Here is a 24,750-nt window from a genome sequence, read left to right on the forward strand (position 1 = left end):
CGTCCACTGTGTAGTTCTCAAAGTACGGGCGGTACCCCTCCAAGCCAGCGACCCCGAAGAGTACGACTGCTGACAAGAAAAGGTCCAGAGGAAAAGTCCAACCAGGTTGCCCCGATCGTTCCGGTCCCTCAGGACCCAACAGCGTGCATATGCGTTTCATGCCGGCGCAAACTTTTCCAACCCCCGAAGGAGCGTACTTGGTTCAGACCATTACTCTGCGCATCAATGTCAATGTTCCACCCATGAGCGCCATCGAAGAACATTCGTCTTCGTATGACTTGGCACCTGTTGATCTCCCTGTATACAGAGGAGAGGTGCTGTGCTCCTTAGAAAGGAGGTGATCCAGCCGCACCTTCCGGTACGGCTACCTTGTTACGACTTAGTCCTAATCACCGATCCCACCTTCGACAGCTCCATCCCTTGCGGGTTTGGCCACTGGCTTCGGGTGTTACCGACTTTCATGACTTGACGGGCGGTGTGTACAAGGCCCGGGAACGTATTCACCGCAGCGTTGCTGATCTGCGATTACTAGCGACTCCGACTTCATGAGGTCGAGTTGCAGACCTCAATCCGAACTGAGACCGGCTTTTTGGGATTCGCTCCACCTTGCGGTATTGCAGCCCTTTGTACCGGCCATTGTAGCATGCGTGAAGCCCAAGACATAAGGGGCATGATGATTTGACGTCATCCCCACCTTCCTCCGAGTTGACCCCGGCAGTATCCCATGAGTTCCCACCATTACGTGCTGGCAACATAGGACGAGGGTTGCGCTCGTTGCGGGACTTAACCCAACATCTCACGACACGAGCTGACGACAACCATGCACCACCTGTATAGAGACCTTGCGGGGCGACTGTTTCCAGCCGTTTCCTCTATATGTCAAGCCTTGGTAAGGTTCTTCGCGTTGCATCGAATTAATCCGCATGCTCCGCCGCTTGTGCGGGCCCCCGTCAATTCCTTTGAGTTTTAGCCTTGCGGCCGTACTCCCCAGGCGGGGAACTTAATGCGTTAGCTGCGACACGGAGACCGTGGAATGGTCCCCACATCTAGTTCCCAACGTTTACGGCATGGACTACCAGGGTATCTAATCCTGTTCGCTCCCCATGCTTTCGCTCCTCAGCGTCAGTTACGGCCCAGAGATCTGCCTTCGCCATTGGTGTTCCTCCTGATATCTGCGCATTCCACCGCTACACCAGGAATTCCAATCTCCCCTACCGCACTCTAGTCTGCCCGTACCCACTGCAGGCCCGAGGTTGAGCCTCGGGTTTTCACAGCAGACGCGACAAACCGCCTACGAGCTCTTTACGCCCAATAATTCCGGACAACGCTTGCACCCTACGTATTACCGCGGCTGCTGGCACGTAGTTAGCCGGTGCTTTTTCTGCAGGTACCGTCACTTTCGCTTCTTCCCTACTAAAAGAGGTTTACAACCCGAAGGCCGTCGTCCCTCACGCGGCGTTGCTGCATCAGGCTTGCGCCCATTGTGCAATATTCCCCACTGCTGCCTCCCGTAGGAGTCTGGGCCGTGTCTCAGTCCCAGTGTGGCCGGTCACCCTCTCAGGCCGGCTACCCGTCGTCGCCTTGGTGAGCCATTACCTCACCAACTAGCTGATAGGCCGCGAGTCCATCCCAAACCGAAATTCTTTCCAACTCCTAGCCATGCGGCTGAAGCTCGTATCCGGTATTAGACACCGTTTCCAGTGCTTATCCCAGAGTTTGGGGCAGGTTACTCACGTGTTACTCACCCGTTCGCCACTGATCCAAGGAGCAAGCTCCTCTTCACCGTTCGACTTGCATGTGTTAAGCACGCCGCCAGCGTTCGTCCTGAGCCAGGATCAAACTCTCCGTAAATGTTTAGCTGACTAACCAGCAAGCTGGCGTCACATCTAGTGCACCGAGCCGCCGGAATAGGCGACAACGATGCAAGTTTGAAACTGACAGAACAAATCATTACTGACTTGCTTTGTTGTTTAAATGTTTTCCAAAGGAATCTCTTCCGCGGTACCCCCTAGAAAGGAGCCCTACGACCGAGGTTTTTGGCATTTGACATTGTGCACGCTGTTGAGTTCTCAAGGATCGGACGCACCCAGCCGCCGGCCATATTGACCTTTGCACTGAGGCACTTCGATGTAATTCTGTTTTCGTGTCGTTACGATCTGCTCCAGAATAGGAGTGAATCAAACGCCATCAAGCACGTTAGTTCGAATGAATTCGCTACCGTTACTTGGAAGTGGTCCCGCTTGAGGCCGGGAAGCTCTTCGGCTTTCCGCACCTGTGGGGTGACAAGAGATGACATTACGCGGGTTCCCAGGACCCCGCAATCCCGGGAGCATCCCGGGCGTGTCGCAAATCGACATCCACCCGCAACGCCCGCGTAACTTCCCGGTCACATAGCGGCCGGGCCCGGGCGGCTACTCGACGAAGACGCCGGCGAGGGTCTTCTTGCCGCGTCGGAGCACGGCCACTCCCCCGGCGAGAACGGATCCCTCAACGGTGGCCGACTCATCCGTCACCTTGACGTTGTTGAGGTAGACGCCGCCCTGGCCGATCGCCCGGCGGGCTTCGCCCAGACTCTTGGTGAGACCGGTGTCCACAAGCACCTGCATCACCTGCGCCTGCGGGAAGGTTGTGGTGTTGGGCAACGCCCGCAGCGCCGCTTCGAGCGTTGCCGGGTCGAGATCGGCGAGCTCCCCCTGGCCGAAGAGAGCCTGGGTGGCCTGGATCGCGGCATCCGTTGCCGTCACACCGTGCACGAGACTCGTGACCTCGAAGGCCAGGGTGCGCTGGGCCTCGCGCTTGAACGGCTCGGTGGCCACCGCCTCCGCGAGCGCCTCGATCTGGGCGCGGCTGAGGAACGTGAAGACCTTGAGCCGGTCGATCACGTCGGCGTCGTCGGTGTTGAGCCAGAACTGGTACATGGCGTACGGACTCGTGAGAGCGGGGTCGAGCCACACGGCGTTGCCCTCGCTCTTGCCGAACTTGGTGCCGTCGGTGTTCGTGATCAGCGGGGTGCCGATGGCGTGCACGCTCGTGCCCTCTGCCCGGTGGATGAGGTCGGTGCCGCTGGTGAGGTTGCCCCACTGGTCACTCCCCCCGGTTTGCAGCACACAGCCGTAGCTGCGGTAGAGCTCGAGGAAGTCCATTCCCTGCAGCACCTGGTAGCTGAACTCGGTGTAGCTGATGCCGGCGTCCGAGTTGAGGCGGGCGCTCACGGCATCCTTCTTGAGCATGGTGCCCACCCGGTAGTACTTGCCGATGTCGCGCAGGAAGTCGATGGCGGACAGCGGCGCCGTCCAGTCCAGGTTGTTCACCAGGGTCACGGCGTTGTCGCCTTCGGCACTCAAGAACCGGGTGACCTGCGCCTGCAGGTAGCCGACCCACTCGTTGACGACCTCCGGGGTGTTCAGCGTGCGCTCGGCGGTGGGCCGCGGGTCTCCGATGAGACCGGTGGATCCGCCGACGAGTCCGAGCGGCCGGTGACCGGCGAGCTGCAGCCGGCGCATGAGCAGCAGCTGCACCAGGTTGCCCAGGTGCAGACTCGCCGCGGTGGGGTCGAAGCCGCAGTAATAGGTGATCGGTGCCCCGGTGAGCAGAGTGCGCAGGGCCTCCTGGTCGGTGGAGACCTGCACGAGGCCGCGCCAGGTGATTTCCTCCCAGACGTCGTCGAAGGTGGGATCGTTGGCTTGCTGGGCAAGGATGCTGGGGTCTGACACGAAGCCAGATTACCAGCGCGGCCGAGCTCACCCGCGTGGCGACGCCCCGGATTTCTCTCCAAAATCAAGCCGTGAGGCTGAATCAGACTGGATTAATGCTTGAACCTTGATTAGGCTGCATTTAGGACGGAGACTTAACCCATGTTTGTGATTACCGCCGATCAAATCGACAGCCGCCACGACCGAGACCGTGCCACCGAGATGATCGCCGAGCTCGTGGGCCGGCACGCCGCGGCCTTCGCACTGCCGCCCGACCAGACCTCCGGCGACGAGATCCAGCTGCTCGTTCCCGTCGCCGCGGACGCCTTCAGCGTGCTGCTCGACCTGCATCGCACCGGGTTCTGGAGCATCGGCGTGGGCATCGGCCGGATCCGCACCCCCCTCCCGGCCAGCACCCGGCAAGCGACGGGCGACGCCTTCATCGCGGCGCGGGCCGCGGTGACCCGGGCCAAACGGTCCGAGGCACGGTTCGCGCTGGAGACCCCGACGGCCACGACGGTCGAGGCCACTCCCCCCGGCCCGGCCGCAAAGGCCGACGGGGACTCCCCCGACAGCTCGACCGCCGCGGAAGTGGAGGCGCTCGTATCGATGCTGCTTCTCCTGCGCCAACGCCGCACCGCTGAGGGATGGGAGGCCGTGGACCTACTCGAGCGCGGTCTGGCACAGACCGCCATCGCCCGTGAACTCGGCATCTCCACCGCGGCGGTCAGCCAGCGGGTGAAGAGCGCGCAATGGAAGGTCGAGCGCGCCGCGCATCCGGCACTCGTTAGGCTGCTACAGAACCTCGACCGCGGCACCAGCGAATAGGAATCGACCGAATGAACATCCTGGACTCCTTCTCCGTCGTGCTCTACCTCTACTGGGTACTCCTGCTCCTGGTGACCATGGCGTCACTGATCCTGGCGGTCCTCGCCTTCCGGCTCGGCAAGCAGCCCTTCGCCATCGCCTCCGCCGGCGCCCTGGCGGCCGCGCTTCTGCTGGCCGCCGTACCCGTTGGTGCAGCCCCGGTGGCGTTCGGCGTGGTCATCGGCCTCGCCGGCCTGATCCTCGCCGTCATCGGCGGCGGGCCGGCCGCCGTGCTCGCCCTGCAGCTGGCCACGAAGAACTCGGTGGCCCCGGGCAGCCACGGCGGCATCCTGGTGGGCACGGATGCGCCGGCCCCGACCGCCGTCGACACCGACGCCTCCGCCGCGGCGGCTCCCCCGGCCCCGGTGCACGAGGTGCTGCGCGGCGGCCTCACGATCGGCGTGCTCGAGAGGCTCGCCGTCGCCGGCGCCATTCTCGCCGGCTTCCCCGAGGCCCTCGCCGTGGTCGTGGCCATCAAGGGTGTCGGCCGGTTCACCGAGCTCGCCTCGTCCGAGGCCCGGGAGCGGTTCATCATCGGCACGTTCGCGAGCCTCATCTGGGCGTGCGCCTGCGCCATTCTGGTCAGCCTCGCCCAGTCCTGACCCACCGCCGGTCCGACACCGGCGCCCACACACGACACAGCCCGGCCGGCAGGATGATCCTGCCGGCCGGGCTGTGTGTTGTGCGGATGCCTACGCTTCGAGCGCCGCATCCAGCGTGATGTCGACGCCGGTGAGCGCCTTGCTGACCGGGCAGTTCAGCTTGGCGGCGTTTGCGGCGGCGAGGAAGGTCTCGCTGTCCATGCCGGTGACCTCACCGCGAACGGTGAGGTGGATGCCGGTGAGGCGGAAGCCGCCCGCCGGGTCGGCGCCCAGGGTCACGTCGGCTGCCACGTCGAGGGCCTCGATGGTGATGTCGCCGGCTGCCGCCAGCTCTGCGGAGAGCTGCATGGAGTAGCAGGCGGAGTGCGCGGCGGCGAGCAGCTCTTCGGGGCTCGTGAAGCCGTTCGCGCTGTCGGCGCTGCGCTTGGGGAAGGAGACGTCGTAGGTGCCGAGGCCTGAGCTGGTCAGCTCGACCTGGCCCTCTCCGGCTTCGAGGGTTCCGGTCCAGCCGGTGCGCGCGGTGCGAGTGGGCATAGGTAATTCCGTTCTGTTGTGGTGGGACTGGCCAGACGGGCTGGCCGGGACGGGAAGGTTCAGGTGAGCGCGCGGACGCGCTGGGCGAGGGCCGCGATCTGGCCCTGCAACTCCATGAGTTCGGCCGGAGGGAGCCCGGTGGCCGCACAGATCTGCTCGGTGATGTGCGGCGCCTGGCTGCGCATCGCATCGCCGGCGGGGGTGAGGGCCACCTCGACGACCCGCTCGTCGCGCCCGGAACGCCCGCGCACGACCAGGCCGAGGGTCTCGAGCCGCTTCAGCAGCGGGGACAGGGTGCCGGAGTCCAGTTCCAGGCGCTCCCCCAGCCGGCTGACCGTGCTGGTGCCGGATTCCCAGAGCACCAGCATGACGAGGTATTGCGGATAGGTGATGCCCAGCGGCGCGAGCAGGGCGCGGTAGCGCCCGGTGAGCGACCGCGACGCCGAGTACAGCGCGAAGCAGATCTGCTGCTCGGGGGGAAGGATCTGCGGGGTGGCCATATCCCCACCGTAGCAGAGTTTTGCACGATTGTGTTGTGCGCAATCTAAATAGCGGGGTCGTGGGCTATGGGGCCCGGGCGCAGGCCGGGGTGCCGTCGGTAGGCCGAGACGGTCGGCTCGTCCGGGATCCAGAACCGCCAGGAGTAGTCCGTTCCTCCGCCGGCACCGGCCACGCCCGTGCGCGGCCCCGTGAGCGCCACGAGCGGTTCCTCGGGCAGGGTGAGCTCGAACGGCTCGGCGAAGAGGTCGGCGCCGTCCTGGTCGAGACGGATGCCGAGGGCCCGGGTCAGCCGCGCCGGCCCGCGGGCCAGGTCCCGGTCGGTCACCGTCGGGCCCCGACGGGTGCGGGCGTCGGCCAGTCCCGCCACGATCTCGCCGGCACGCAGCAGAACGGCGGATGCCTGGCCCTCCGGTGAGCAGACGATGTTTGCGCAGACGTGCATGCCGTAGCTGAAATACGCGTACAGGTGCCCGGACGGGCCGAACATGGTGGCGTTGCGTGCCGTGCGGCGGCGGAAGGCGTGCGAGCCCGGGTCGCTGTCGGCGAGGTACGCCTCGACCTCGGTGATCCGCAGCACCGTGCTGCCGTGGCGGAGCAGCCCCCCGAGCAGCAGCGGGGCGACGCCGACCGCGTCCTGGGCGAACAGGTCACGGTCGACGGTCATCCGCAGGCTTCGGGTGAGGGCGCGGTTCTCAGCGCTCGAGGGCGGTGGCCAGCGAGTGCACGCGGGCCACGAGGGCGGCGCGTTGTTCGGCCACCCGCACCGGGGCGGTTCCGGCCTGGCCGTCGCGCCGGGTGACGGACCCCTGGATGGTGAGCACCTCGCGTACCTCTGGAACCAGGTGCGGGGAGATCTCCGCGAGACCGGCGTCGTCGATCTCGTGCAGGTCGAGACCCTGGGCCTCGGCCACCTTCACCAGGGTTCCGGTGATCTCGTGCGCGTCACGGAAGCTGACGTGCCGTTTGACCAGCCACTCCGCGACATCCGTGGCGAGCGAGAAGCCCTGCGGCGCCAGTTCGGCCATGCGGTCGGTGTGGAAGGTGATGGTGGCGATCATGCCCGTGAACGCCGGCAGCAGGATCTCGAGGGTCTCGATCGAGTCGAAGACCGGTTCCTTGTCCTCCTGCAGGTCGCGGTTGTACGCCAGTGGAAGCCCCTTGAGGGTGGTGAGCAGCCCGGTGAGGTTGCCGATCAGGCGCCCGGACTTGCCGCGCGCGAGCTCGGCGATATCGGGGTTCTTCTTCTGCGGCATGATCGACGAACCCGTGGAGTAGGAGTCGTCGAGGGTGACGAACCCGAACTCGCGGGTGTTCCAGAGGATGATCTCCTCGGCCAGGCGGGACAGGTCGATGCCGATCTGCGCGGTGATGTAGGCGAATTCGGCCACGAGGTCGCGGCTCGCGGTGCCGTCGATGGAGTTCTCTACGACGGCGCCGAAGCCCAGCTCGGTGGCGATCATGCCGGCGTCCAGGCCCAGCGTGTTGCCGGCGAGGGCGCCGGAACCGTACGGGGAGAAGTCGGAGCGCTTGTTCCAGTCGGCGAAGCGCTCCAGGTCGCGCACGAGCGGCCAGCAGTGCGCGAAGAGGTGGTGCGCCAGCAGCACCGGCTGAGCGTGCTGCAGGTGCGTGCGGCCGGGCATGATGGCGGTCTCGTTGGCCTCGGCCTGCGCCGCGAGGGCGTCGATGAGGTCCACCAGCAGCCGGGCGATGACGGCGGCGTGGTCGCGCAGCAGCATCCGCACCAGCGTGGCCACCTGGTCGTTGCGGCTGCGGCCGGCGCGCAGCTTGCCGCCCAGCTCGGTGCCGACGATGTCGATGAGTCCGCGTTCGAGCGCCGAGTGCACGTCTTCGTCGGTCGCGGCCGGCTGGAACAGCCCGTCGGTGACGGCTTCATCGAGGGTGTCGAGGCCCGCGAGCATGCCGGCCAGTTCGTCCTCGGTGAGGTAACCGGCAGCGGCCAGCGCACGCGCGTGGGCGCGCGACCCGCGGATGTCGTACCCGGCCAGCTGCCAGTCGAAATGGGTGGATTTGCTCAGGCGCGCCAGTTCCGGCGACGGTCCGCCGGCGAAGCGGCCGCCCCACAGGGCGCCCGCCTCACCCGCACGGTTCACACTCTTGTCGCCGGTCATACCGTGACCTACTTCGCGGCCTGGTCGCGGCGGGCCGCGATCTTGCTGGGCAGGCTCCACAGTTCGATGAAGCCCTTGGCCATGGACTGGTCGAAAGAGTCGCCGGTGTCGTAGGTGGCCAGGTCGAAGTCGTACAGGCTCTGCTTGCTCTGCCGCCCGGTGACGACGGCGGTGCCGGCGTGCAGCTTGAGGCGGATGTCGCCGGAGACGTACTTCTGGGTGTCCTCGATGAAGGCGTCCAACGACTTCTTCAGGCCGGAGAACCAGAGGCCGTCGTAAACCAGTTCGCTCCACTTGGCTTCGACGCCGCGCTTGTAGCGGGCGACGTCGCGCTCGACGGTGACGTTCTCGAGTTCTTCGTGTGCGGTGATCAGGGCGATACCGGCCGGGGACTCGTAGACCTCACGGCTCTTGATGCCCACGAGGCGGTCCTCGACGATGTCGATGCGGCCGACACCCTGGTCGCCGGCGAGCTTGTTCAGCAGCACAACGGCCTCGAGCGGGGTGACCGGCTTGCCGTCCACGGCCACGGGCACGCCCTGGTCGAAGGTGATGATGATCTCGGTGGCTTCGCGCGGGATCGACGGGTCCTGCGTGTAGGTGTACAGGTCCTCGATCGGAGCGTTCCACGGGTCTTCGAGGAAACCGGTCTCGACGGCGCGACCCCAGACGTTCTGGTCGATGGAGTACGGGCTCTTCTTCGACTGCGCGATCGGCAGATTGTGCACCGCGGCGTATTCGATGGCTTTGTCGCGGGTGAGGGCGAAGTCGCGCACCGGGGCGAGCGAGGTGAGCTCGGGCGCCAGCGCCGTGACGGCGGCTTCGAAGCGCACCTGGTCGTTGCCCTTGCCGGTGCAACCGTGCGCGACGCTGTCCGCGCCGAGGGCGCGGGCTGTGGCGGCGAGGTGCTTGGCGATCAGCGGGCGGCTGATCGCGGAGACCAGCGGGTAGCGCTTCTGGTAGAGCGCGTTGGCCTTGAGCGCCGGAACGATGTAGTCGTTGGCGAACTCGTCCTTGGCGTCGATGACGATGGATTCCACCGCGCCGCAGTCAAGCGCACGCTGACGGATCACATCCATGTCCTCGCCCTCTTGTCCGACGTCGACGGCCAGGGCCACGACCTCCTTGCCGGTGGCGTCCTTCAGCCAGCCGATGCCTACCGAGGTGTCGAGGCCACCCGAATATGCCAGTACAACCCGCTCAGCCATGGTTCTCCTTTATAAAGTGTTCGTGGTTCAAGTTTATTGGTGGTGCGTGTGGGTGGCTGCGGTTATCGCGCGTTGCGCGCGAGCAGCCAGACCAGCAGCGCCTTCTGGGCGTGCAGGCGGTTTTCCGCCTCGTCCCAGATGATGCTCTGCGGGCCGTCGATGACGTCCGCGGTCACTTCGTAACCGCGGTCGGCGGGCAGGCAGTGCATGAAGTGGGCGTCGGCCTTGGCCAGGCCCATCAGGTCGGCGTCGACGCGGTAACCGCCGAGCGAGCCGAGCCGGGTGGCCTTCTCTTCTTCCTTGCCCATCGACACCCAGGTGTCGGTGATGACCACGTCGACGCCGGTCACGGCCTCGGCCGGGTCGGTGAACAGGGCCACAGAGCCGCCGGTGCGGGCGGCGATGGCCTCGGCGTCGGCGACGACCTGCGCGGAGGGCGTGTACCCGGCCGGCGAGGCGATGCGTACGTGCATACCCGCGGTCGCGCCGGCGAGCAGGTACGACTGCGCCATGTTGCAGGCGCCGTCGCCGAGGAAGGTGAGGGTCTGTCCGGCGAGGTCGCCGCGGTGCTCACGGATGGTGAGCAGGTCGGCGAGCAGCTGGCAGGGGTGGAAGTCGTCGGAGAGCGCGTTGACGACGGGAACCGTGGTGCCCAACGCCATTTCCTCGAGTCCGGCCTGGCCGTAGGTGCGCCAGACGATCGCGGCGACCTGGCGTTCAAGCACCCGGGCCGTGTCCGCGGCGGTTTCCTTGCCGCCCAGCTGGCTGCTCGCGGTGCTGATGATCAGCGGGCTGCCGCCGAGGTCGGCGATGCCGACCGCGAACGAGACGCGCGTGCGGGTGGAGGACTTGTCGAAGATCACGGCGACGGTTTTCGGTCCGGCCAGGGGCTGGACCGCGAATCGGTCTCGCTTCAGTTCCAGGGCCAGATCGAGGATCTCGGCCTGTTCGGCCGGTGAGATGTCGTCGTCGCGCAGGAAATGGCGGGTCACGGGGTCACTTTCGCTGGATTCTTCGGTGTCGTGCGGGATTCCTCCACCTTATCTGCTGGTGGAGACGAGCCCTGAACTGGTCACGACCGCCAGGGCGGCCCGGAACCGCTCGTCGAAATCGGCCAGCTCGGCGTCGCCCACGATCAGTGGGGGCGCCATCCGGATGCTGGATTCGTTCGCGGCGTTCACGATGAGGCCTTCGGCGAGGGCCGCGGCGGCCAGCTTGAGCGCCACCGGTTCGGCCAGGCCGATGCCCAGCAGCAGTCCGCGGCCGCGCACTTCGGTGATGAGGGGCGAGTCGATGCGGGCGATGATCTCCCGGATCTGCTCGCCGCGGCGACGGGCGTTGCCGACGAGGTCGTCGCGCTCGATGACACCCAGCACGGCGTTGGCCGTGGCGGTCACGAACGGGTTGCCGCCGAAGGTGGAGCCGTGCTGCCCGCGCAGGAACAGGTCGCTGGTGTCGCCGAAGGTGACCAGCGCCCCGATGGGCACTCCCCCGCCGATGCCCTTGGCGAGCGTCACGGCATCCGGCAGCACATTGGCGTGCTCGTAGGCGAACCATGTGCCCGTGCGGCCGGCCCCGGTCTGCACCTCGTCGATGATCAGGAGCACGCCGTGCTGGGTGCACAGTTCGCGGGCCCGGGCCAGGTAGCCGTCGGGCAGGTCGATGACGCCGGCCTCACCCTTGACGGGTTCGAGGAACAGGGCGGCCACGGTGTCGTCGAGTTCACGTTCGAGCGCCTCGATGGTGCTGTCGATGTGCTCCACACCGCCGGGCACGGGCTGGAACGGGGCGCGCATCAGTGGCTTACCGGTGAGCGCGAGGGCGCCCATGGTGCGGCCGTGGAACGAGTCGTGCAGCGCGAGGATGCGGCTGCGGCGGCCGCCGGCGGTGTTGAGCCGGGCGAGTTTGAATGCCGCCTCGTTGGCCTCGGCGCCGGAGTTGCAGAAGTACACCCTGCCCGCGTCGCCCGCACCGGTGAGGCGCTTGAGGCGCTCGGCCAGTTCGATCTGCGACGGGGACGCGAAGTAGTTGGAGATGTGCGCGAGCGTGCCGATCTGGCTCTGCGCGGCGGCGACCATCTCGGGATGCGCGTGGCCGAGGGAGTTGACCGCGATGCCGGCCAGGAAGTCGAGGTATTTCGTGCCGTGCTCGTCCCAGACGTAGCAGCCCTCACCGCGCACCAGCACGGCCAGCGGGGGCGCCAGGGTCTTCATCATCGCCGAGTCGTAACGTTCGTGCCAGGTCATGCGGGAACCACCTCTGTACCGATACCGCTGCCGGTGAAGATCTCGACGAGGATCGAGTGCGGCACTCGCCCGTCGATGATCGCCGCTTTCGCGACGCCACCCTCGACGGCGTCCAGGCAGGCCGTCATCTTGGGGATCATGCCCGATTCGAGATCGGGAAGCAGGGCGCGGAGGGCATCGACGTCGATGACCGACACAAGGGAGTCACGGTTGGGCCAGTCGCTGTAGAGCCCGGCCACATCGGTGAGGATCACGAGCTTGGCCGCGTTCAGCGACACAGCGAGGGCGGCGGCCGCGGCATCCGCATTGACGTTGAGGGACTGGCCCGGCTGGTCGGTGTCGGGCGCGATGGATGACACGACCGGGATGCGCCCGGCGTTCAACTGCGCGTGCACGGCCTCGGGGTCCACGCCGATGACGTCGCCGACCAGGCCGAGGTCGACCTCTTCACCGTCGATGACCACACCGCGGCGACGTCCGCGGAACAGGCCGGCGTCTTCGCCGCTGAGGCCGGCGGCCAACGGGCCGTGCGCGTTGATGTGGCTGACCAGGTCGCGGTTGATCTGGCCGGTGAGCACCATGCGCACCACGTCCATGGCCTCGGGGGTGGTCACCCGGTAGCCGCCGCGGAACTCGCTCTCGATGCCGAGCCGGGCGAGCATCGCCGAGATCTGCGGGCCGCCGCCGTGCACGACGACGGGGCGGATGCCCGCGTAGCGCAGGTAGACCATGTCCTCGGCGAACGCGCGCTGCAGTTCCTCGCTGACCATGGCGTTGCCGCCGAACTTGACCACGATGATCTCGTCGTGGAACTTCTTGAGCCAGGGCAGCGCCTCGATCAACGTGGCGGCCTTGACCTTGGCCTCGGCCGGCGTGTTGTCGACATCGTCGAGGGTGGGCACCGGCGGGACCGGAGCGGCGGAGGGGGTGGGCAGGTCGGTGCTCATCAGCTCGAGTATGCGCTGTTCTCTTCGACGTAGTCGTGGGTGAGGTCGTTGGTCCAGATTGTGGCGCCGGCGGTGCCCGCGTGCAGGTCGATGACCACGGACACGGCCCGGGGGGTGAGGTCCACGAGTTCGCGTGGCTGGTCGGGCTCGCCGGCCGTGCACACCTGGATGCCGTTGATGGCCACGTCGATGCCGTAGGGGTCGAACGCCGCATCCGCTTCGGGGATGGTGCCCACCGCGGCGAGCACCCGGCCCCAGTTGGGGTCGTTGCCGTAGATCGCGGCCTTGAACAGGTTGCTGCGGGAGACCGCGCGGGCCACCGTGACGGCCTCGGTCTCGGACGCGGAGTTGCGCACCGTGATCGCCACGTCGTGCGAGGCGCCCTCGGCGTCGCCCTGCAGCTGCAGGGTGAGGTCGCGGCAGAGCTCGGTGAGCGCGGCGGCGAACTCGGCCGGGTCGGCGTCGACGCCGCTGGCGCCGGAGGCGAGCAGGCTCACCGTGTCGTTGGTGGACATGCAGCCGTCGGAGTCGAGCCGGTCGAAGGTGACCCGGGTGGCTTCGCGGAGCGCCGCATCCAGCTGCGTCGAGGTGAGGACGGCATCGGTGGTGATCACGACGAGCATGGTGGCCAGGCCGGGCGCGAGCATGCCTGCGCCCTTGGCCATGCCGCCGATGGTCCAGCCGGCCGGGGAGAGGCGGGTGGCCTGCTTGGGCCGGGTGTCGGTGGTCATGATCGCCTGGGCGGCGGCGAGCCCGGCGTCGGCGGAGGACGAGGCGGCGGTGTCGCGGAGCGCGAGGCCGGCGTCGAGTACCCCGGCGGTGAGCTTGCCCAGATCGAGCTGTTCGCCGATCAGCCCGGTGGAGCAGACGAGCACGTCACCGGCGGAGACCTGCAGCTGGTCGGCCACGGCCTCGGCGGTGGCGTGCGTGGTCTGGAAACCGATGGTGCCGGTGTAGCAGTTGGCGCCGCCGGAATTCAGCACGATCGCGCTGACCCGGCCGTCACGCATGACCTGCTGGCTCCAGATGATCGGGTTGGCCTTGCAGCGGTTGCTGGTGAACACCGTGGCGGCGTTGGCGAGCGGGCCGAGGTTCGACACGATGGCCAGGTCGAGGCCACCGGACTTCTTGAGGCCGGCGGTGACGCCGGCGGCGGCGAATCCGGCGGGGGCTGTGACGCTCACGGGGCAACTCCATTCGTGCTGAGGCCGCGGGTTTCCGGCAGCCCCAGGGCAATGTTGGCGGATTGGATGGCGGCGCCGGCGGTGCCCTTGACCAGGTTGTCGACGGCGGTGACCGTGATCACCCGGCCGGCGGCCTCGTCGATCGCGAGGCCGATCAGGGCGGTGTTGGCACCGAGCACGTCTGCGGTGCGCGGGAACTGGCCGCTGGGCAGCAGGTGCACGAATGGCTCGTCGGCGTAGGCCGACTCCCAGGCCGCACGCACGGCGGCAGCGCTGGTTCCCGGCACGAGCCGGGCGGTCGAGGTGGCCAGGATGCCGCGCGACATCGGCACGATCACCGGTGTGAACGACACCGTGGGGGCGATGGCGCCGGCCCAGCGCAGGCTCTGCTGGATCTCGGGGATGTGCCGGTGGGTGCCGCCGACGGCGTAGGGGTTGGCGGAGCCGAGGATCTCGGCGGCCAGGTTGGGCACCTTGAGGCTCTTGCCGGCGCCGGAGGGACCCACGGCGAGCACGGCCACGATGTCGGCGGCCTCGATCACGCCGGCCAGGATGCCCGGCGCCAGGGCGAGGGCCACGGTGCTGGCGTTGCAGCCGGGTGCCGCGATCCGCCGGGCGCCCACCAGGCGGTCGCGCTGGCGGCCGCCGTCCACGGGAAGCTCTGGCACCCCGTAGGCCCAGGCGCCGAAGTAGTCGCCGCCGTAGAACGCGGCCCAGTCGGCCTCGCTCTCCAGCCGGTGGTCCGCGCCGCAGTCCACCACGAGGGTGTCGGCGGGCAGCTCGGCGGTCAAGGCGCCGGAGGCTCCGTGCGGCAGGGCGAGGAAGACGACGTCGTGACCGGACAGGGTCGTGGCATCGGTGTCGCCCAGCACGAGGTGGGAGAGGGATCGCAGGTGCGGTTGCACGTCGACCAGGCGCTGGCCGGAGTTGCTGTGCGCGGTGACCGTGCGCACCTCGAAATCGGGGTGAGCGGCCAGCAGACGCAGCAGCTCACCGCCCGCATACCCGCTTGCGCCGGCTACCGCTACCGAAAAGACCATGGATCAAACTTACCCGGCTGCTCGCGCCCGCCAGAATCGCGAGAACGGCCCCGCAGCCGGCGAGCCGGCCCGCCAGGCGGGACGACGGGCCGGAACGGGGCCGTTCGAGGGCTGCTGCCGCTACTCGCGCAGGTGCGCTCCGTGGCGGGCGGCGGCGAGCTGCACGCCGGCCAGCTTGGCGTCGCTGGCCTCGGCCGCGGTGAGAGTGCGGTCGGGTGCGCGGAAGCGCAGGGCGAAGGTGAGCGACTTCTGGCCCGGCTCGATGCCGGTACCGCGGTAGTCGTCGACCAGTTCGATGCTCTCCAACAGCTCTCCGCTGCCCTCGCGCACGGCGTCCAGCACGGCGCCGGCGGCGACGTGGGCGTCGACGACGAGCGAAAGGTCCTGGGTGGCGGCGGGCTTGGTGCCGATCACGGTGGCCTGCAGCTCACCGGTCACCTGGGCGAACACGGCGGACAGGTCGAGTTCGACGACCGCGACCACTGCGGGCAGGTCGGCGTCTTTGGCCACCGCGGGCAGCAGTTCGCCCGCGTAGCCGACCGAGAGCTCCCCCGCATCCGTGCTCACGAAGAGCTCGGCGGTGCGGCCGGGGTGCATGGCCTTGTGGGTGCCCTGACGAACCTGGATCGGCAGGCCGACGGCCAGGCTGATCTGGTTCACGGCCGTGAGGGCGTCCTGCCAGGACGCGGTGATGGGCGCTTGGCCGGGCTGGTGGCGCACGGTGTTGCCGAGCAGCACGATGCCGGCGGTGAACGGCTGCGGCGGGATGCCGGCGTTCAGCTGGGCCTCGACCTCAATGCTGGGGCGCACGGCGGCCGGCGGCACCACGGCGCTGCCGTAGCCGACGCCCGCGACGGGGCGGAAGACCGAGCCGAGCTCGAAGATGGCCAGGTCGGTGAGGCCGCGCGACAGGTTGCGGTGGGCGATCTGCAGCAGGCCGGGCAGCATCGAGGTGCGCATGAAGGGCGCCTCACCGTCGAGCGGGTTGGCCACCTTGATCTGCGGCACCGTCGTGCTTACCGGGTCACCGAAGAGGTTGTTGGCCTTCTCGGCGACGAACGGGTAGGCCAGTACCTCGGTGTGGCCGGTGGCGGCGAGCACCGTCGCGACCGAGCGCTTGAGCTGCTGGGTGCGGGTGAGGCCACGGCCGGGCGGGGCGACGGGCAGCACCGAGGGGATGCGGTCGTAGCCGACGATACGGGCGACTTCCTCGGCGAGGGTCCACTTGTCGGTCAGGTCCGGGCGCCAGCTCGGCGCGGTCACGGCCAGGCCGTCGGTTGTTTCCGTCATCGAGGCGCCGATCTCGGCCAGCGAGGTGCGCACCTCCTCACGCGTGTACTCCAGGCCGATGAGGCCGGAGACGAAACCGGTGGGCAGGTCGATGGCGGCGCGCTCGGGGGTCGCGTCGTGCAGCGAGCCGAGTCCGTCGGCCACTCCCCCGGCGAGCTCCACGAGCAGCTGCACCACACGGGCGGCCGCGACGGCGGCGACCTCGGGGTCGACGCCGCGTTCGAAACGACGCGAGGCCTCGCTGGGCAGCTTGTGCCGACGGGCGGTGCGCGCGATCGACACCGGGTCGAAGTTCGCGGCCTCGATCAGCACGTTGGTCGTTCCGGTGCCGATCTCTGTGGTCGCTCCGCCCATCACGCCGGCCAGGCCGATGGGGCCGGACCCGTCGGTGATCAGCAGGTCTTCAGGGTTGAGGGTGCGGGTGACGTCGTCGAGGGTGACGAGCTTCTCGCCCGGCTGTGCACGGCGCACAAGGAGTCCGCCGGTGAGCTTGTCGAGGTCGTAGCCGTGGATCGGCTGGCCGAGTTCGATCATCACGTAGTTGGTGATGTCCACGATCAGCGAGATCGAACGGATGCCGGCCAGCTTGAGCCGGGCGATCAGCCAGGCCGGAGTCGGCCGGCTGGGGTCGACGCCGCGCACCACGCGGGTCACGAAGACGCTCGCGCCGATACGGCCGCGGATGGGAGCCGCATCGTCGATCGAGACCGGGAAGACCTCGGTGGAGGCTGTCGCGGTGACTGCGAGGGCCGGGTCGCGGAAGGTCGCACCGGTGGCGTGCGAGTATTCGCGGGCCACGCCGCGGATGGAGAACGCGTAGCCGCGATCGGGGGTGACGTTGATCTCGACGGCGGAGTCGTCCAGGCCCAGCAGGCTGATCGCATCCGTGCCGATTTCAGGGTCGAGACCGAGGTCGCCGAGCACCAGGATGCCGGCGTGCTCGTCGCCGAGGCCGAGCTCCCGGGCCGACGCGATCATGCCGTCGGACACGTGGCCGTAGGTCTTGCGGGGCGCGATCGGGAACGGGCCGGGCAGCACAGCGCCGGGCAGGGTCACGACGACCTTGTCGCCGACGACGAAGTTGTGCGCACCGCAGACAATGCCGTGGATGGCGGGGCCGCCGTCGGCGGCGAGTTCGCCATCCGCTGCCACGCGCACCTGGCACCAGTTGATGGTCTTGCCGTTGGTCTGCTCTTCACCGACGAACTCGAGAACCTGGCCGACCACGATGGGTCCGGTCAACTCGAAGCGGTGGATCTCTTCTTCCTCCAGGCCCACGCTCACGAGCGCCGCGTGGACGTCTTCGGGTGTGGTGCCGGGGGTGAGGTCGACGAATTCGCCGAGCCAGCTCAGAGGAACGCGCATCAGACGGTCATCCCGTACTGCTGGCTGAACCGAACGTCGCCTTCGACCATGTCGTGCATATCCTTCACATCGTTGCGGAACATCAGTGCTCGTTCGACACCCACGCCGAACGCGAATCCGGAGTAGACCTCGGGGTCGATCCCGGCCGAGCGCAGCACATTGGCGTTGACCATGCCGCAGCCACCCCACTCGATCCAGCGGGCACCGTCCTTGAAGGTGGGGTGCCAGAGGTCGAGCTCTGCGCTCGGCTCGGTGAACGGGAAGTAGTTGGGGCGCAGGCGCACCTTGGCCTCCTCGCCGAACAGGGCCTTGACGAAGTGGTCGAGCGTGCCGCGCAGGTGGGCCATGGTGAGGCCCTTGTCCACGGCGATGCCCTCGATCTGGTGGAAGACCGGGGTATGCGTGGCATCGAGCTCGTCGGTGCGATAGACGCGGCCTGGAGAGATGCGGTAGACGGGCGGTTCATTGCCCAGCAGCGCGCGCATCTGCACGGGCGAAGTGTGAGTGCGCAGCACCAGGTGCGCCTCGGGCGGGTCGATGAAGAAGGTGTCCTGCATGGCGCGGGCCGGGTGGTCCTCGTCGAAGTTGAGCGCGTCGAAGTTGAACCATTCGCTCTCGAGCTCTGGGCCTTCGGCGACCTCCCAGCCCATGCCCACGAACACGTCCGAGACGCGTTCCTGCAGCAGGGTGAGCGGGTGCCGGGCGCCGGCCCGCCAGGTGGAGGCGGCGGCGGTGACGTCCACGGTCTCGGCGGCGAGCTGGGCGGTGGCCTCGGCCTCGACGATCTGGGCTTCACGGGCGTTCAGCGCCTGGGTGACCCGGGCGCGGGCCTGGCCGACGAGCTTGCCGGCGGCGGCCTTCTGGTCGCCGGGCACGCTGCGCATGAGGGCGTTCAGGACGGCCAGCGGGGAAGCCTCGCCGACGTGCGCCGAGCGCACGGCCTTGAGGGCGGCGGAGTCAGTCGCGGACTCGATCGCCGCGAGGGCGGCATCGACGGCCGCGGTGACGACGGGTTCGGTGATTTCAGTGGGGGCAGACACGAGACCCAAGTTTAGTGCCAGGCCCCCGTCGGGCCTGAGCTTCGTGTCGGTGGCTGCAGTGCGCGTGGTGGCGAGCGACCTGCGCCCACGCGCGTGATCTTCTACCGAGTCACGCAATTCTTCGACGTCACGTTAGAACTCCCGATGGCTAAAGCCGTCCACACAACATCGGTCGTGATGCAGTACTCCCCTGGGCCGGCATAGGGGATCGACAACCCGGTACCCGCATAGGATCCTGCTGGACTTTCCGTGTAGAGGACGCTCTCAGTCCCTGTCGACGGGCTGAAGGCATATATCGCGAGGGTGAGTGTGGCACCATCGCACACAGCTACAGGGTGGAAATTCAGGTTTCCATTCGCATCGATGTCGTAATTGACCTTGACGGTGCAGGATGCTGCCGCTGCCTGAGCTGGGGCTGCGCCGATCAAGGTGCTCGCGAAGGCGGTCGCGATCGCGACCATAGCTACCAGTGAACGCTTCATCATGGTTGGTCTCCTTTTCCTAGAACGGGCAGTACGTGCCAGTGGACGTCGAGGTGTACTCGTCCGCGCCCATGGTCCTCGCGCCGACCAACGTTCGTGCGCAGTAGCGATCGTCCGAGCTGTTCCAGCTGACTGGCGTACCGGAGCAGGTGCTCAGTGCGCTGCCAACGCATTCGGTGTAGCTGGAACCAACGTTCTCGCCGTCTATGTAGAGGACGACGGTCACGTGGTACCGGTTCCCCTCTTCGATCGCGCAGGTTGCGGCACCGTGCGCGGTGATGACCCCGCCGGACGAGGAAGCACTTGCACTGGGCGTGCACGCAGCTGCCTGCGCCGCTGTCGCCCCGAGACCACCTGCAGCGAGCACGACCCCCAGTGCCACTGCAGAGGGCCAGAGAATTAACTTTCGCATCAGAATCCCCACTTTCATGTTTTGAGTTGGTGGGAACCCTCCTCCCAAGCACAGCGAATGTCAACGCATCCACTACATCCCAGATATGGCATTTACCAGCAAAAACGATCTCTAAAGCCGGAACGCCGGCGACTCTCTCGCCCGCGAAAATGACGCCGGTATGCGATGCCGGGAATACTCCCTGAGAGTGGATCCGGTGACGATCGCCGGCCGACCGGATGCGCTCACGTCCCTGTCGTGCAGGGTCGAACAGGCCTGACGGTCGTCAGCGTGCCCGCTGGTGAACGGGCTGTGCGCTGCCCCGTCGTGAGGTGCTCATGCAACCAGGCGAACCGCCCAGAGGCTCATGCATAGGAGCCATCGCGAGCATCCGAACTGCGGGCCCAAAAAAAGTTCTGGCCGCGCGATGTGCTGCCTGGGATCAGCGGCTGGCGGCGGAGCCGGCGGGACCGCCAGCAGTAGCACTGCCGCCGGCAGTCGTTCCCCCGGCCACCGAGGTGTCCGGAATGGGCTCGGGAGCCAACGGGTCGATCAGTTGTCCGGCTTTGGGCCCGGATCGCCGTGCGATGATTCGCGCGAGCCAGGACAGTGACAGGTTCATCGCCAGGTAGATGGCGAGCACCACGAGGAAGAAGGAGAACTGGTAACGCTGACCGAAGAAGTTGGGCAGGTTATAGACGCCGATACGGAGGAGTTCCTCATAGCCGACGATGAAGGCCAGTGAGGTGTCTTTCAGCAACACGACGAGTTGCGCGATGATGATCGGCAGCATCTGCCGGAAGGCCTGGGGAAACTCGATCCGGAAGCGGGTCGAGATCGGGCTCAGGCCGATGGCGAGCCCGGCTTCGCGCTGCCCGCGCGGCAGGGAGTTGATGCCGGCACGCAGCGCCTCTCCGATGATCGCACCGTTGTACACGGACAGTGCGGCCACACCGGCCCAGAACGACCCGGTGGAGAACACCAGGAGGACGAAGAGCATCATGAGCAGGACGGGCATGCCCCGAACGAATTCGAGAATGATGGTGGACGGTACGCGGAGCAGCTTGTGCTCGGCCGAGCGGGCGAACGAGAACACGACGCCGAGAACCAGCGCGAAGACTGCGGCGACTCCAGCCATCTTCAGGGTGGCCAGCACGCCCAAGCCGATGCGACGCCAGACCTGGACGTCGGTGAAGACATCCCATCGGGTGATGTCCCACATGCCGGGCTGAACGGCACCGTTGGCGCTGGCCTTGGGCGCACCGAGGGCGAGAACGAGCCAGGTCAGCAATCCCAGGATGAGGACGCTGCCGATTATCGACATCAGTCGAGACCGGGCCCGGGCCTTGGGTCCGGGGGCGTCGTACAGAACAGAACTCATCGCAGCACCGCCAGTTTCTTTTCCACTCGCGCAGCTATCTGCCCGAGCGTGATGGTGATGATCAGGTAGAAGAACGCCACGGCGAGAAGAATCGCGATGACGGCGTCACCACGATCGTTGACGACCCGGCGACCGGCCCCGAAGAGTTCGAACACGAAGAAGGCTCCGGCGACCGAGGTGTTCTTGGTGAGGGCGATGAAGACGTTGATCAGGGGCGGGATCACCATGCGCACGGCCTGCGGCATGATGATGTAGCTCAGCGACTGGCCGAAGGTGAGACCGACGCTGCGAGCCGCTTCGGCCTGTCCGACGGGAACACCGTTGATCCCCGAACGCAGAGCTTCAGCGACGAACGGCGATGTGTAGACGGTCAGCCCGATCGCGGCCAAGGTGAAGAAGCCCGGGTTGTACTGCAGGTAGGGCAGGGTGTTCGCGCAGAAGAACAGAACGAGGGTGAGGGGGGTGTTGCGCACCAGCTCGGTGTACCCGGTCGCGAAGGCGCGAAAGGACCCCACGGGCGAGATGCGCAGGGCCGCCACCAGGACGCCCAGTACGAGCGCTCCGCTGCCAGAAATCAACAGCAACCCGAGCGTGTTCTTGAAGCCTTCCAGAAACACCGGCAGGTTTTCGATGACTGCGTCCAAGACTCACCTCCTCTTCTGCGGGTACAAGACCCGGTTAGTGCACGACCGTAATGATTCAGGGTGAAACTGCCGATCGGGGCGGCTGGTGCGGCCGCCCCGATCGGATAGTGCTGTCTTGCTAGTAGCGGTCAACCGCCGGCGGCTTCGGCGTCTCGAGCACGGAGCCCGCGGTGGCCTCCCAGGCTGCAGCCCAGGAACCGTCCTCGTAGGACTCTTCCAGCACGTCGTTGATGAACATGCGGAACTCGGTGTCGTCCTTGGCCAGGCCGATGCCGTAGGGCTCCTTGGTGAACGGGTTGCCCACAACTTCGAACTCACCGGCGTTCTGGTCGGCGAGGCCGGCCAGAATCACGTTGTCGGTCGTGACAGCGTCGACTTCGCCGCTGCGCAGCGGGCCGAGGCAGTTGGAATACTGGTCGGTGGCGATGATGTTGGACGTGTACGCGGCGACGTTCTTCTCCGAGGTGGAGCCGCTGACGGTGCAGACCTTCTTGTCGGCGAGGTCCTCAGGGCCGGTGATCTTCGCGGGGTTGCCCGCGAGCACGAGCAGGTCCTGACCGGCTTCGTAGTACGGGCCGGCGAACGAGACAACTTCCTTGCGGGCGTCGTTGATGGTGTACGTCGCGATAACGAGGTCGACGTCACCGTTCTCGATGAACGGCTCGCGGTTCGCGGAGACGGTCTCGGTCCACTTGATGTTCGACGCCTCGATACCGAGCTTCGCCGCGATGAGCTTGCCGATTTCCACATCGAAGCCGACCGGGTTGTCATCCGGGCCCTTGAGGCCGAACAGGGGCTGGTCGAACTTGGTGCCGATGGTGATGGTGCCGGCCTCGTTCAGGGCGGCCATGGTGGTGCCCTCATCGAAGGTCACCTCTTCCACGGGTGCCGCGGACGGGGCGCCGGCGCCGGAATCGGTGCATCCGCTCAGCGCGAACGCTCCGGCGAGGGCGATGGCTGAGATCATTAGACCCTTGTTGCGTCTCATGGTTTCCTCCTGTGTGCTGTGTGTCTCGCCGACCGGTTAGTGGGCAAGTATTTTGGAGAGGAAATCCTTCGCTCTCGTGCTTTGGGGGTTCGTGAAGAACTTCTCCGGCGTGGTTTCCTCCACGATGTCGCCCTCGGCCATGAAGATGACCCGGTCGGCGGCGCGGCGGGCGAAGCCCATCTCGTGGGTGACCACGATCATGGTCATGCCCTCGTTGGCGAGGTCCACCATGACCTCGAGCACCTCGTTGATCATTTCGGGGTCGAGCGCGCTGGTGGGCTCGTCGAGCAGGATCAGCTTGGGATCCATGGCGAGGGCGCGAGCGATGGCCACACGCTGCTGCTGGCCGCCGGAGAGCTGGGACGGCATCTTCTTGGCCTGATTGGCCACACCGACGCGCTCGAGCAGGGCCATGGCCTTCGTCTCGGCGTCGGCCTTGCTCATGCCGCGTACCTTGATCGGCCCGAGGGTGACATTCTCCAGGACGGTCTTGTGCGCGAACAGGTTGAACGCCTGGAAGACCATGCCGACATCGGCACGCAACTGCGCGAGGGCCTTGCCCTCGGCGGGCAGTTCCTTGCCGTCGATCGTGATCGAGCCGTCGTCGATGGTCTCGAGCCGGTTGATGGCCCGGCACAGGGTGGACTTGCCCGAACCGCTGGGGCCGATGACCACAACCACCTCGCCACGGTTGACCGTGGCGTTGATGTTCTTCAGAACGTGCAGTTCCCCGTAGTGCTTATTAACGTCCGTGATGACGACCAGGGGTTCCCCCCGGCGGACTGTGATGTTGGACGTCGCCGGTGATGTTTCTGTTGGCTCCATACCCCCCAACTTAGGCTAGGGCTGAGGCTGGAGCCACCATTAAGCCGGTCGGTAACCCAAACGTAATAGACGCCCGACCGGCAAAGATGCTAGGCGCGGTGCGAGAAAGCGCTCTCGTAGAGGCACACGGATGCGGCTGTCGCGAGGTTCATCGATTCGGCGTTTCCGTAGATGGGAACGCTAATCGCGCGGTCCGCCATCGCCAGGTCTTCCTCGGTCAGACCGCGGGCCTCGTTGCCGAACAGCCAGGCGGTGGGACCCGCGAGCAGGCCGCTGTTGCGGGCCTCGAGCAGGTCGTCGCCCTTGATGTCGGCGGCGAGGATCTGCATGCCGGCGAACTTCGCCCGCTCGCGCACATCGGCCAGGGTGACGCCCACGGCGACGGGCAGGTGGAAGATCGACCCGGTGGACGAGCGCACCACCTTTGGGTTGTACAGGTCGACGCTGCGGCCGGTGAAGATGACGGCGTCGGCGCCCGCGGCATCCGCGGCCCGGATGATGGTGCCGGCGTTTCCCGGGTCGCGCACCTCTTCGAGGATCGCGATGAGCTTGGGCTCGTTGGCGAAGATCTTCTTGATCGAGGTGGGGAACTGGTGACAGACGGCGATGAAGCCCTGTGGGGTGACCGTGTCGGCCATCGTCTCGAGCACCTGTTCGGTGACGAACTCCACGTCCACGCCGGCGGCGACGGCGGCATCGCCGATCTCGGTGTAGCGCTCGAGCGCCGTCGGGGTGGCGTAGAGCTCCACGACGAGTTCGGGGCGGAAGGTGAGGGCTTCGGAGACGGCCTGCGGGCCTTCGAGCAGGAACAGTCCCGTCTCGGAGCGGGCTGCTCGGTTCGCAAGTTTCGCGACGGCACGCACGCGAGGAGATCGGGGGTTATCTAGCATGCTCCCAGTTTAGGTGCCGCACCCGCCGGCCACAGAATGCCCCGCCGGGCATACAAAACGGGAGCGACCGCCGTTGGCGATCGCTCCCGTTGAGGAAAAGCTGTGTGACTACTTCGCAACCTTGGGTGCGGAGGTGTCAGCGGGCAGTGCTGCCTTGGCGCTGGCAACGATGGCCGCGAAGGTGGCGGGCTCGGTGACGGCGAGGTCGGCGAGGATGCGACGGTCGACCTGGATGCCGGCCAGGGCGAGGCCCTGGATGAGGCGGTTGTAGGTCAGGCCGTTCGCGCGGGACGCGGCGTTGATGCGCTGGATCCACAGGCGACGGAAGTCACCCTTGCGTGCACGACGGTCACGGTAGCTGTAGACGAGGGAGTGAGTGACCTGCTCCTTGGCCTTGCGGTACAGACGTGAACGCTGACCGCGGTAACCCTCGGCGCGCTCAAGAATTACGCGACGCTTCTTGTGGGCGTTGACGGCCCTCTTTACTCTTGCCATTTTCTAATT

22 protein-coding genes and 1 rRNA gene are annotated in these 24,750 nt (G+C 66.8%); 2 read left to right on the forward strand and 21 right to left on the reverse strand.

Annotation, left to right across the window (positions count from 1 at the left end; genetic code table 11):
• Positions 1-330 precede the first annotated feature (330 nt).
• A 16S ribosomal RNA gene (locus DOE79_RS04645) occupies positions 331-1,851 on the reverse strand.
• A gap of 560 nt (positions 1,852-2,411) precedes the next feature.
• Positions 2,412-3,713 (reverse strand): tyrosine--tRNA ligase, encoded by a 1,302-nt coding sequence (gene tyrS, locus DOE79_RS04650; RefSeq protein ID WP_120337488.1) that lies wholly within the window; start codon positions 3,711-3,713, stop codon positions 2,412-2,414.
• Between the two features lie 141 nt (positions 3,714-3,854).
• Here tyrS and DOE79_RS04655 point away from each other — a divergent pair, with 141 nt between their 5' ends.
• On the forward strand, positions 3,855-4,520 hold the full coding sequence (locus DOE79_RS04655; RefSeq protein ID WP_120337489.1) for a DNA-binding protein: 666 nt from the start codon (positions 3,855-3,857) through the stop codon (positions 4,518-4,520).
• Positions 4,521-4,531: 11 nt separating this feature from the next.
• Entirely contained in the window at positions 4,532-5,161 is a 630-nt protein-coding gene (locus DOE79_RS04660; RefSeq protein ID WP_120337490.1) for a hypothetical protein, read from the forward strand.
• Positions 5,162-5,251: 90 nt separating this feature from the next.
• On the opposite strand, the gene DOE79_RS04665 is transcribed toward DOE79_RS04660, so the two are convergent.
• The 19 genes from DOE79_RS04665 to rplT form a co-directional block, all read right to left on the reverse strand.
• Positions 5,252-5,695: an OsmC family peroxiredoxin gene (locus DOE79_RS04665; protein ID WP_066594425.1), complete on the reverse strand. Its 444-nt coding sequence runs from the start codon at positions 5,693-5,695 to the stop codon at positions 5,252-5,254.
• A 59-nt stretch (positions 5,696-5,754) separates the two neighbouring features.
• Entirely contained in the window at positions 5,755-6,195 is a 441-nt protein-coding gene (locus DOE79_RS04670) for a MarR family winged helix-turn-helix transcriptional regulator (protein ID WP_120337491.1), read from the reverse strand.
• Between the two features lie 44 nt (positions 6,196-6,239).
• Positions 6,240-6,860, reverse strand: coding sequence for a DNA-3-methyladenine glycosylase (locus DOE79_RS04675; protein WP_120337492.1), 621 nt, complete (start codon positions 6,858-6,860; stop codon positions 6,240-6,242).
• Between the two features lie 28 nt (positions 6,861-6,888).
• Positions 6,889-8,325, reverse strand: a complete 1,437-nt coding sequence (gene argH, locus DOE79_RS04680) for an argininosuccinate lyase (protein ID WP_120337493.1) — start codon at positions 8,323-8,325, stop codon at positions 6,889-6,891.
• Between the two features lie 8 nt (positions 8,326-8,333).
• Positions 8,334-9,533, reverse strand: a complete 1,200-nt coding sequence (locus tag DOE79_RS04685) for an argininosuccinate synthase (RefSeq protein ID WP_066594420.1) — start codon at positions 9,531-9,533, stop codon at positions 8,334-8,336.
• Positions 9,534-9,595: 62 nt separating this feature from the next.
• Complete coding sequence (gene argF / locus DOE79_RS04690) at positions 9,596-10,525, reverse strand: ornithine carbamoyltransferase (protein ID WP_120337494.1); 930 nt, start codon at positions 10,523-10,525, stop codon at positions 9,596-9,598.
• A 48-nt stretch (positions 10,526-10,573) separates the two neighbouring features.
• Positions 10,574-11,779 carry an acetylornithine transaminase gene (locus DOE79_RS04695; RefSeq protein WP_120337495.1) on the reverse strand — a complete coding sequence of 402 codons (1,206 nt, stop codon included), beginning with the start codon at positions 11,777-11,779 and terminating at the stop codon, positions 10,574-10,576.
• Entirely contained in the window at positions 11,776-12,726 is a 951-nt protein-coding gene (gene argB, locus DOE79_RS04700) for an acetylglutamate kinase (RefSeq protein ID WP_120337496.1), read from the reverse strand. Before argB ends, DOE79_RS04695 begins: the two co-directional genes overlap by 4 nt.
• Positions 12,726-13,910, reverse strand: coding sequence for a bifunctional glutamate N-acetyltransferase/amino-acid acetyltransferase ArgJ (gene argJ, locus DOE79_RS04705; RefSeq protein WP_120337497.1), 1,185 nt, complete (start codon positions 13,908-13,910; stop codon positions 12,726-12,728). The genes argB and argJ overlap by 1 nt, the downstream gene beginning before the upstream one ends.
• On the reverse strand, positions 13,907-14,950 hold the full coding sequence (gene argC, locus DOE79_RS04710) for an N-acetyl-gamma-glutamyl-phosphate reductase (RefSeq protein WP_120337498.1): 1,044 nt from the start codon (positions 14,948-14,950) through the stop codon (positions 13,907-13,909). The genes argJ and argC overlap by 4 nt, the downstream gene beginning before the upstream one ends.
• Before the next feature lie 120 nt (positions 14,951-15,070).
• Positions 15,071-17,605, reverse strand: a complete 2,535-nt coding sequence (gene pheT, locus DOE79_RS04715; RefSeq protein WP_120337499.1) for a phenylalanine--tRNA ligase subunit beta — start codon at positions 17,603-17,605, stop codon at positions 15,071-15,073.
• The gene (gene pheS / locus DOE79_RS04720) at positions 17,605-18,645 is read right to left on the reverse strand and encodes a phenylalanine--tRNA ligase subunit alpha (protein ID WP_120340164.1); all 1,041 of its coding nucleotides are present in this window, start codon (positions 18,643-18,645) and stop codon (positions 17,605-17,607) included. Before pheS ends, pheT begins: the two co-directional genes overlap by 1 nt.
• Positions 18,646-18,746: 101 nt before the next feature.
• Positions 18,747-19,130, reverse strand: coding sequence for a hypothetical protein (locus DOE79_RS20430; protein WP_162942601.1), 384 nt, complete (start codon positions 19,128-19,130; stop codon positions 18,747-18,749).
• 830 nt (positions 19,131-19,960) lie between these two features.
• On the reverse strand, positions 19,961-20,899 hold the full coding sequence (locus tag DOE79_RS04730) for an amino acid ABC transporter permease (RefSeq protein WP_120337501.1): 939 nt from the start codon (positions 20,897-20,899) through the stop codon (positions 19,961-19,963).
• Positions 20,896-21,543, reverse strand: coding sequence for an amino acid ABC transporter permease (locus DOE79_RS04735; RefSeq protein ID WP_120337502.1), 648 nt, complete (start codon positions 21,541-21,543; stop codon positions 20,896-20,898). The genes DOE79_RS04730 and DOE79_RS04735 overlap by 4 nt, the downstream gene beginning before the upstream one ends.
• A gap of 118 nt (positions 21,544-21,661) precedes the next feature.
• A complete protein-coding gene (locus tag DOE79_RS04740; RefSeq protein ID WP_120337503.1) occupies positions 21,662-22,531 on the reverse strand; it encodes a glutamate ABC transporter substrate-binding protein in 870 nt (289 codons plus the stop codon).
• A 36-nt stretch (positions 22,532-22,567) separates the two neighbouring features.
• Positions 22,568-23,356: an amino acid ABC transporter ATP-binding protein gene (locus tag DOE79_RS04745; RefSeq protein ID WP_120337504.1), complete on the reverse strand. Its 789-nt coding sequence runs from the start codon at positions 23,354-23,356 to the stop codon at positions 22,568-22,570.
• Between the two features lie 89 nt (positions 23,357-23,445).
• Positions 23,446-24,246 carry a TrmH family RNA methyltransferase gene (locus DOE79_RS04750; protein WP_120337505.1) on the reverse strand — a complete coding sequence of 267 codons (801 nt, stop codon included), beginning with the start codon at positions 24,244-24,246 and terminating at the stop codon, positions 23,446-23,448.
• A gap of 108 nt (positions 24,247-24,354) precedes the next feature.
• On the reverse strand, positions 24,355-24,741 hold the full coding sequence (rplT, locus tag DOE79_RS04755; RefSeq protein ID WP_066594394.1) for a 50S ribosomal protein L20: 387 nt from the start codon (positions 24,739-24,741) through the stop codon (positions 24,355-24,357).
• Positions 24,742-24,750 lie beyond the last annotated feature (9 nt).

This window comes from Cryobacterium soli, assembly GCF_003611035.1.
Classification (GTDB): domain Bacteria; phylum Actinomycetota; class Actinomycetes; order Actinomycetales; family Microbacteriaceae; genus Cryobacterium; species Cryobacterium soli.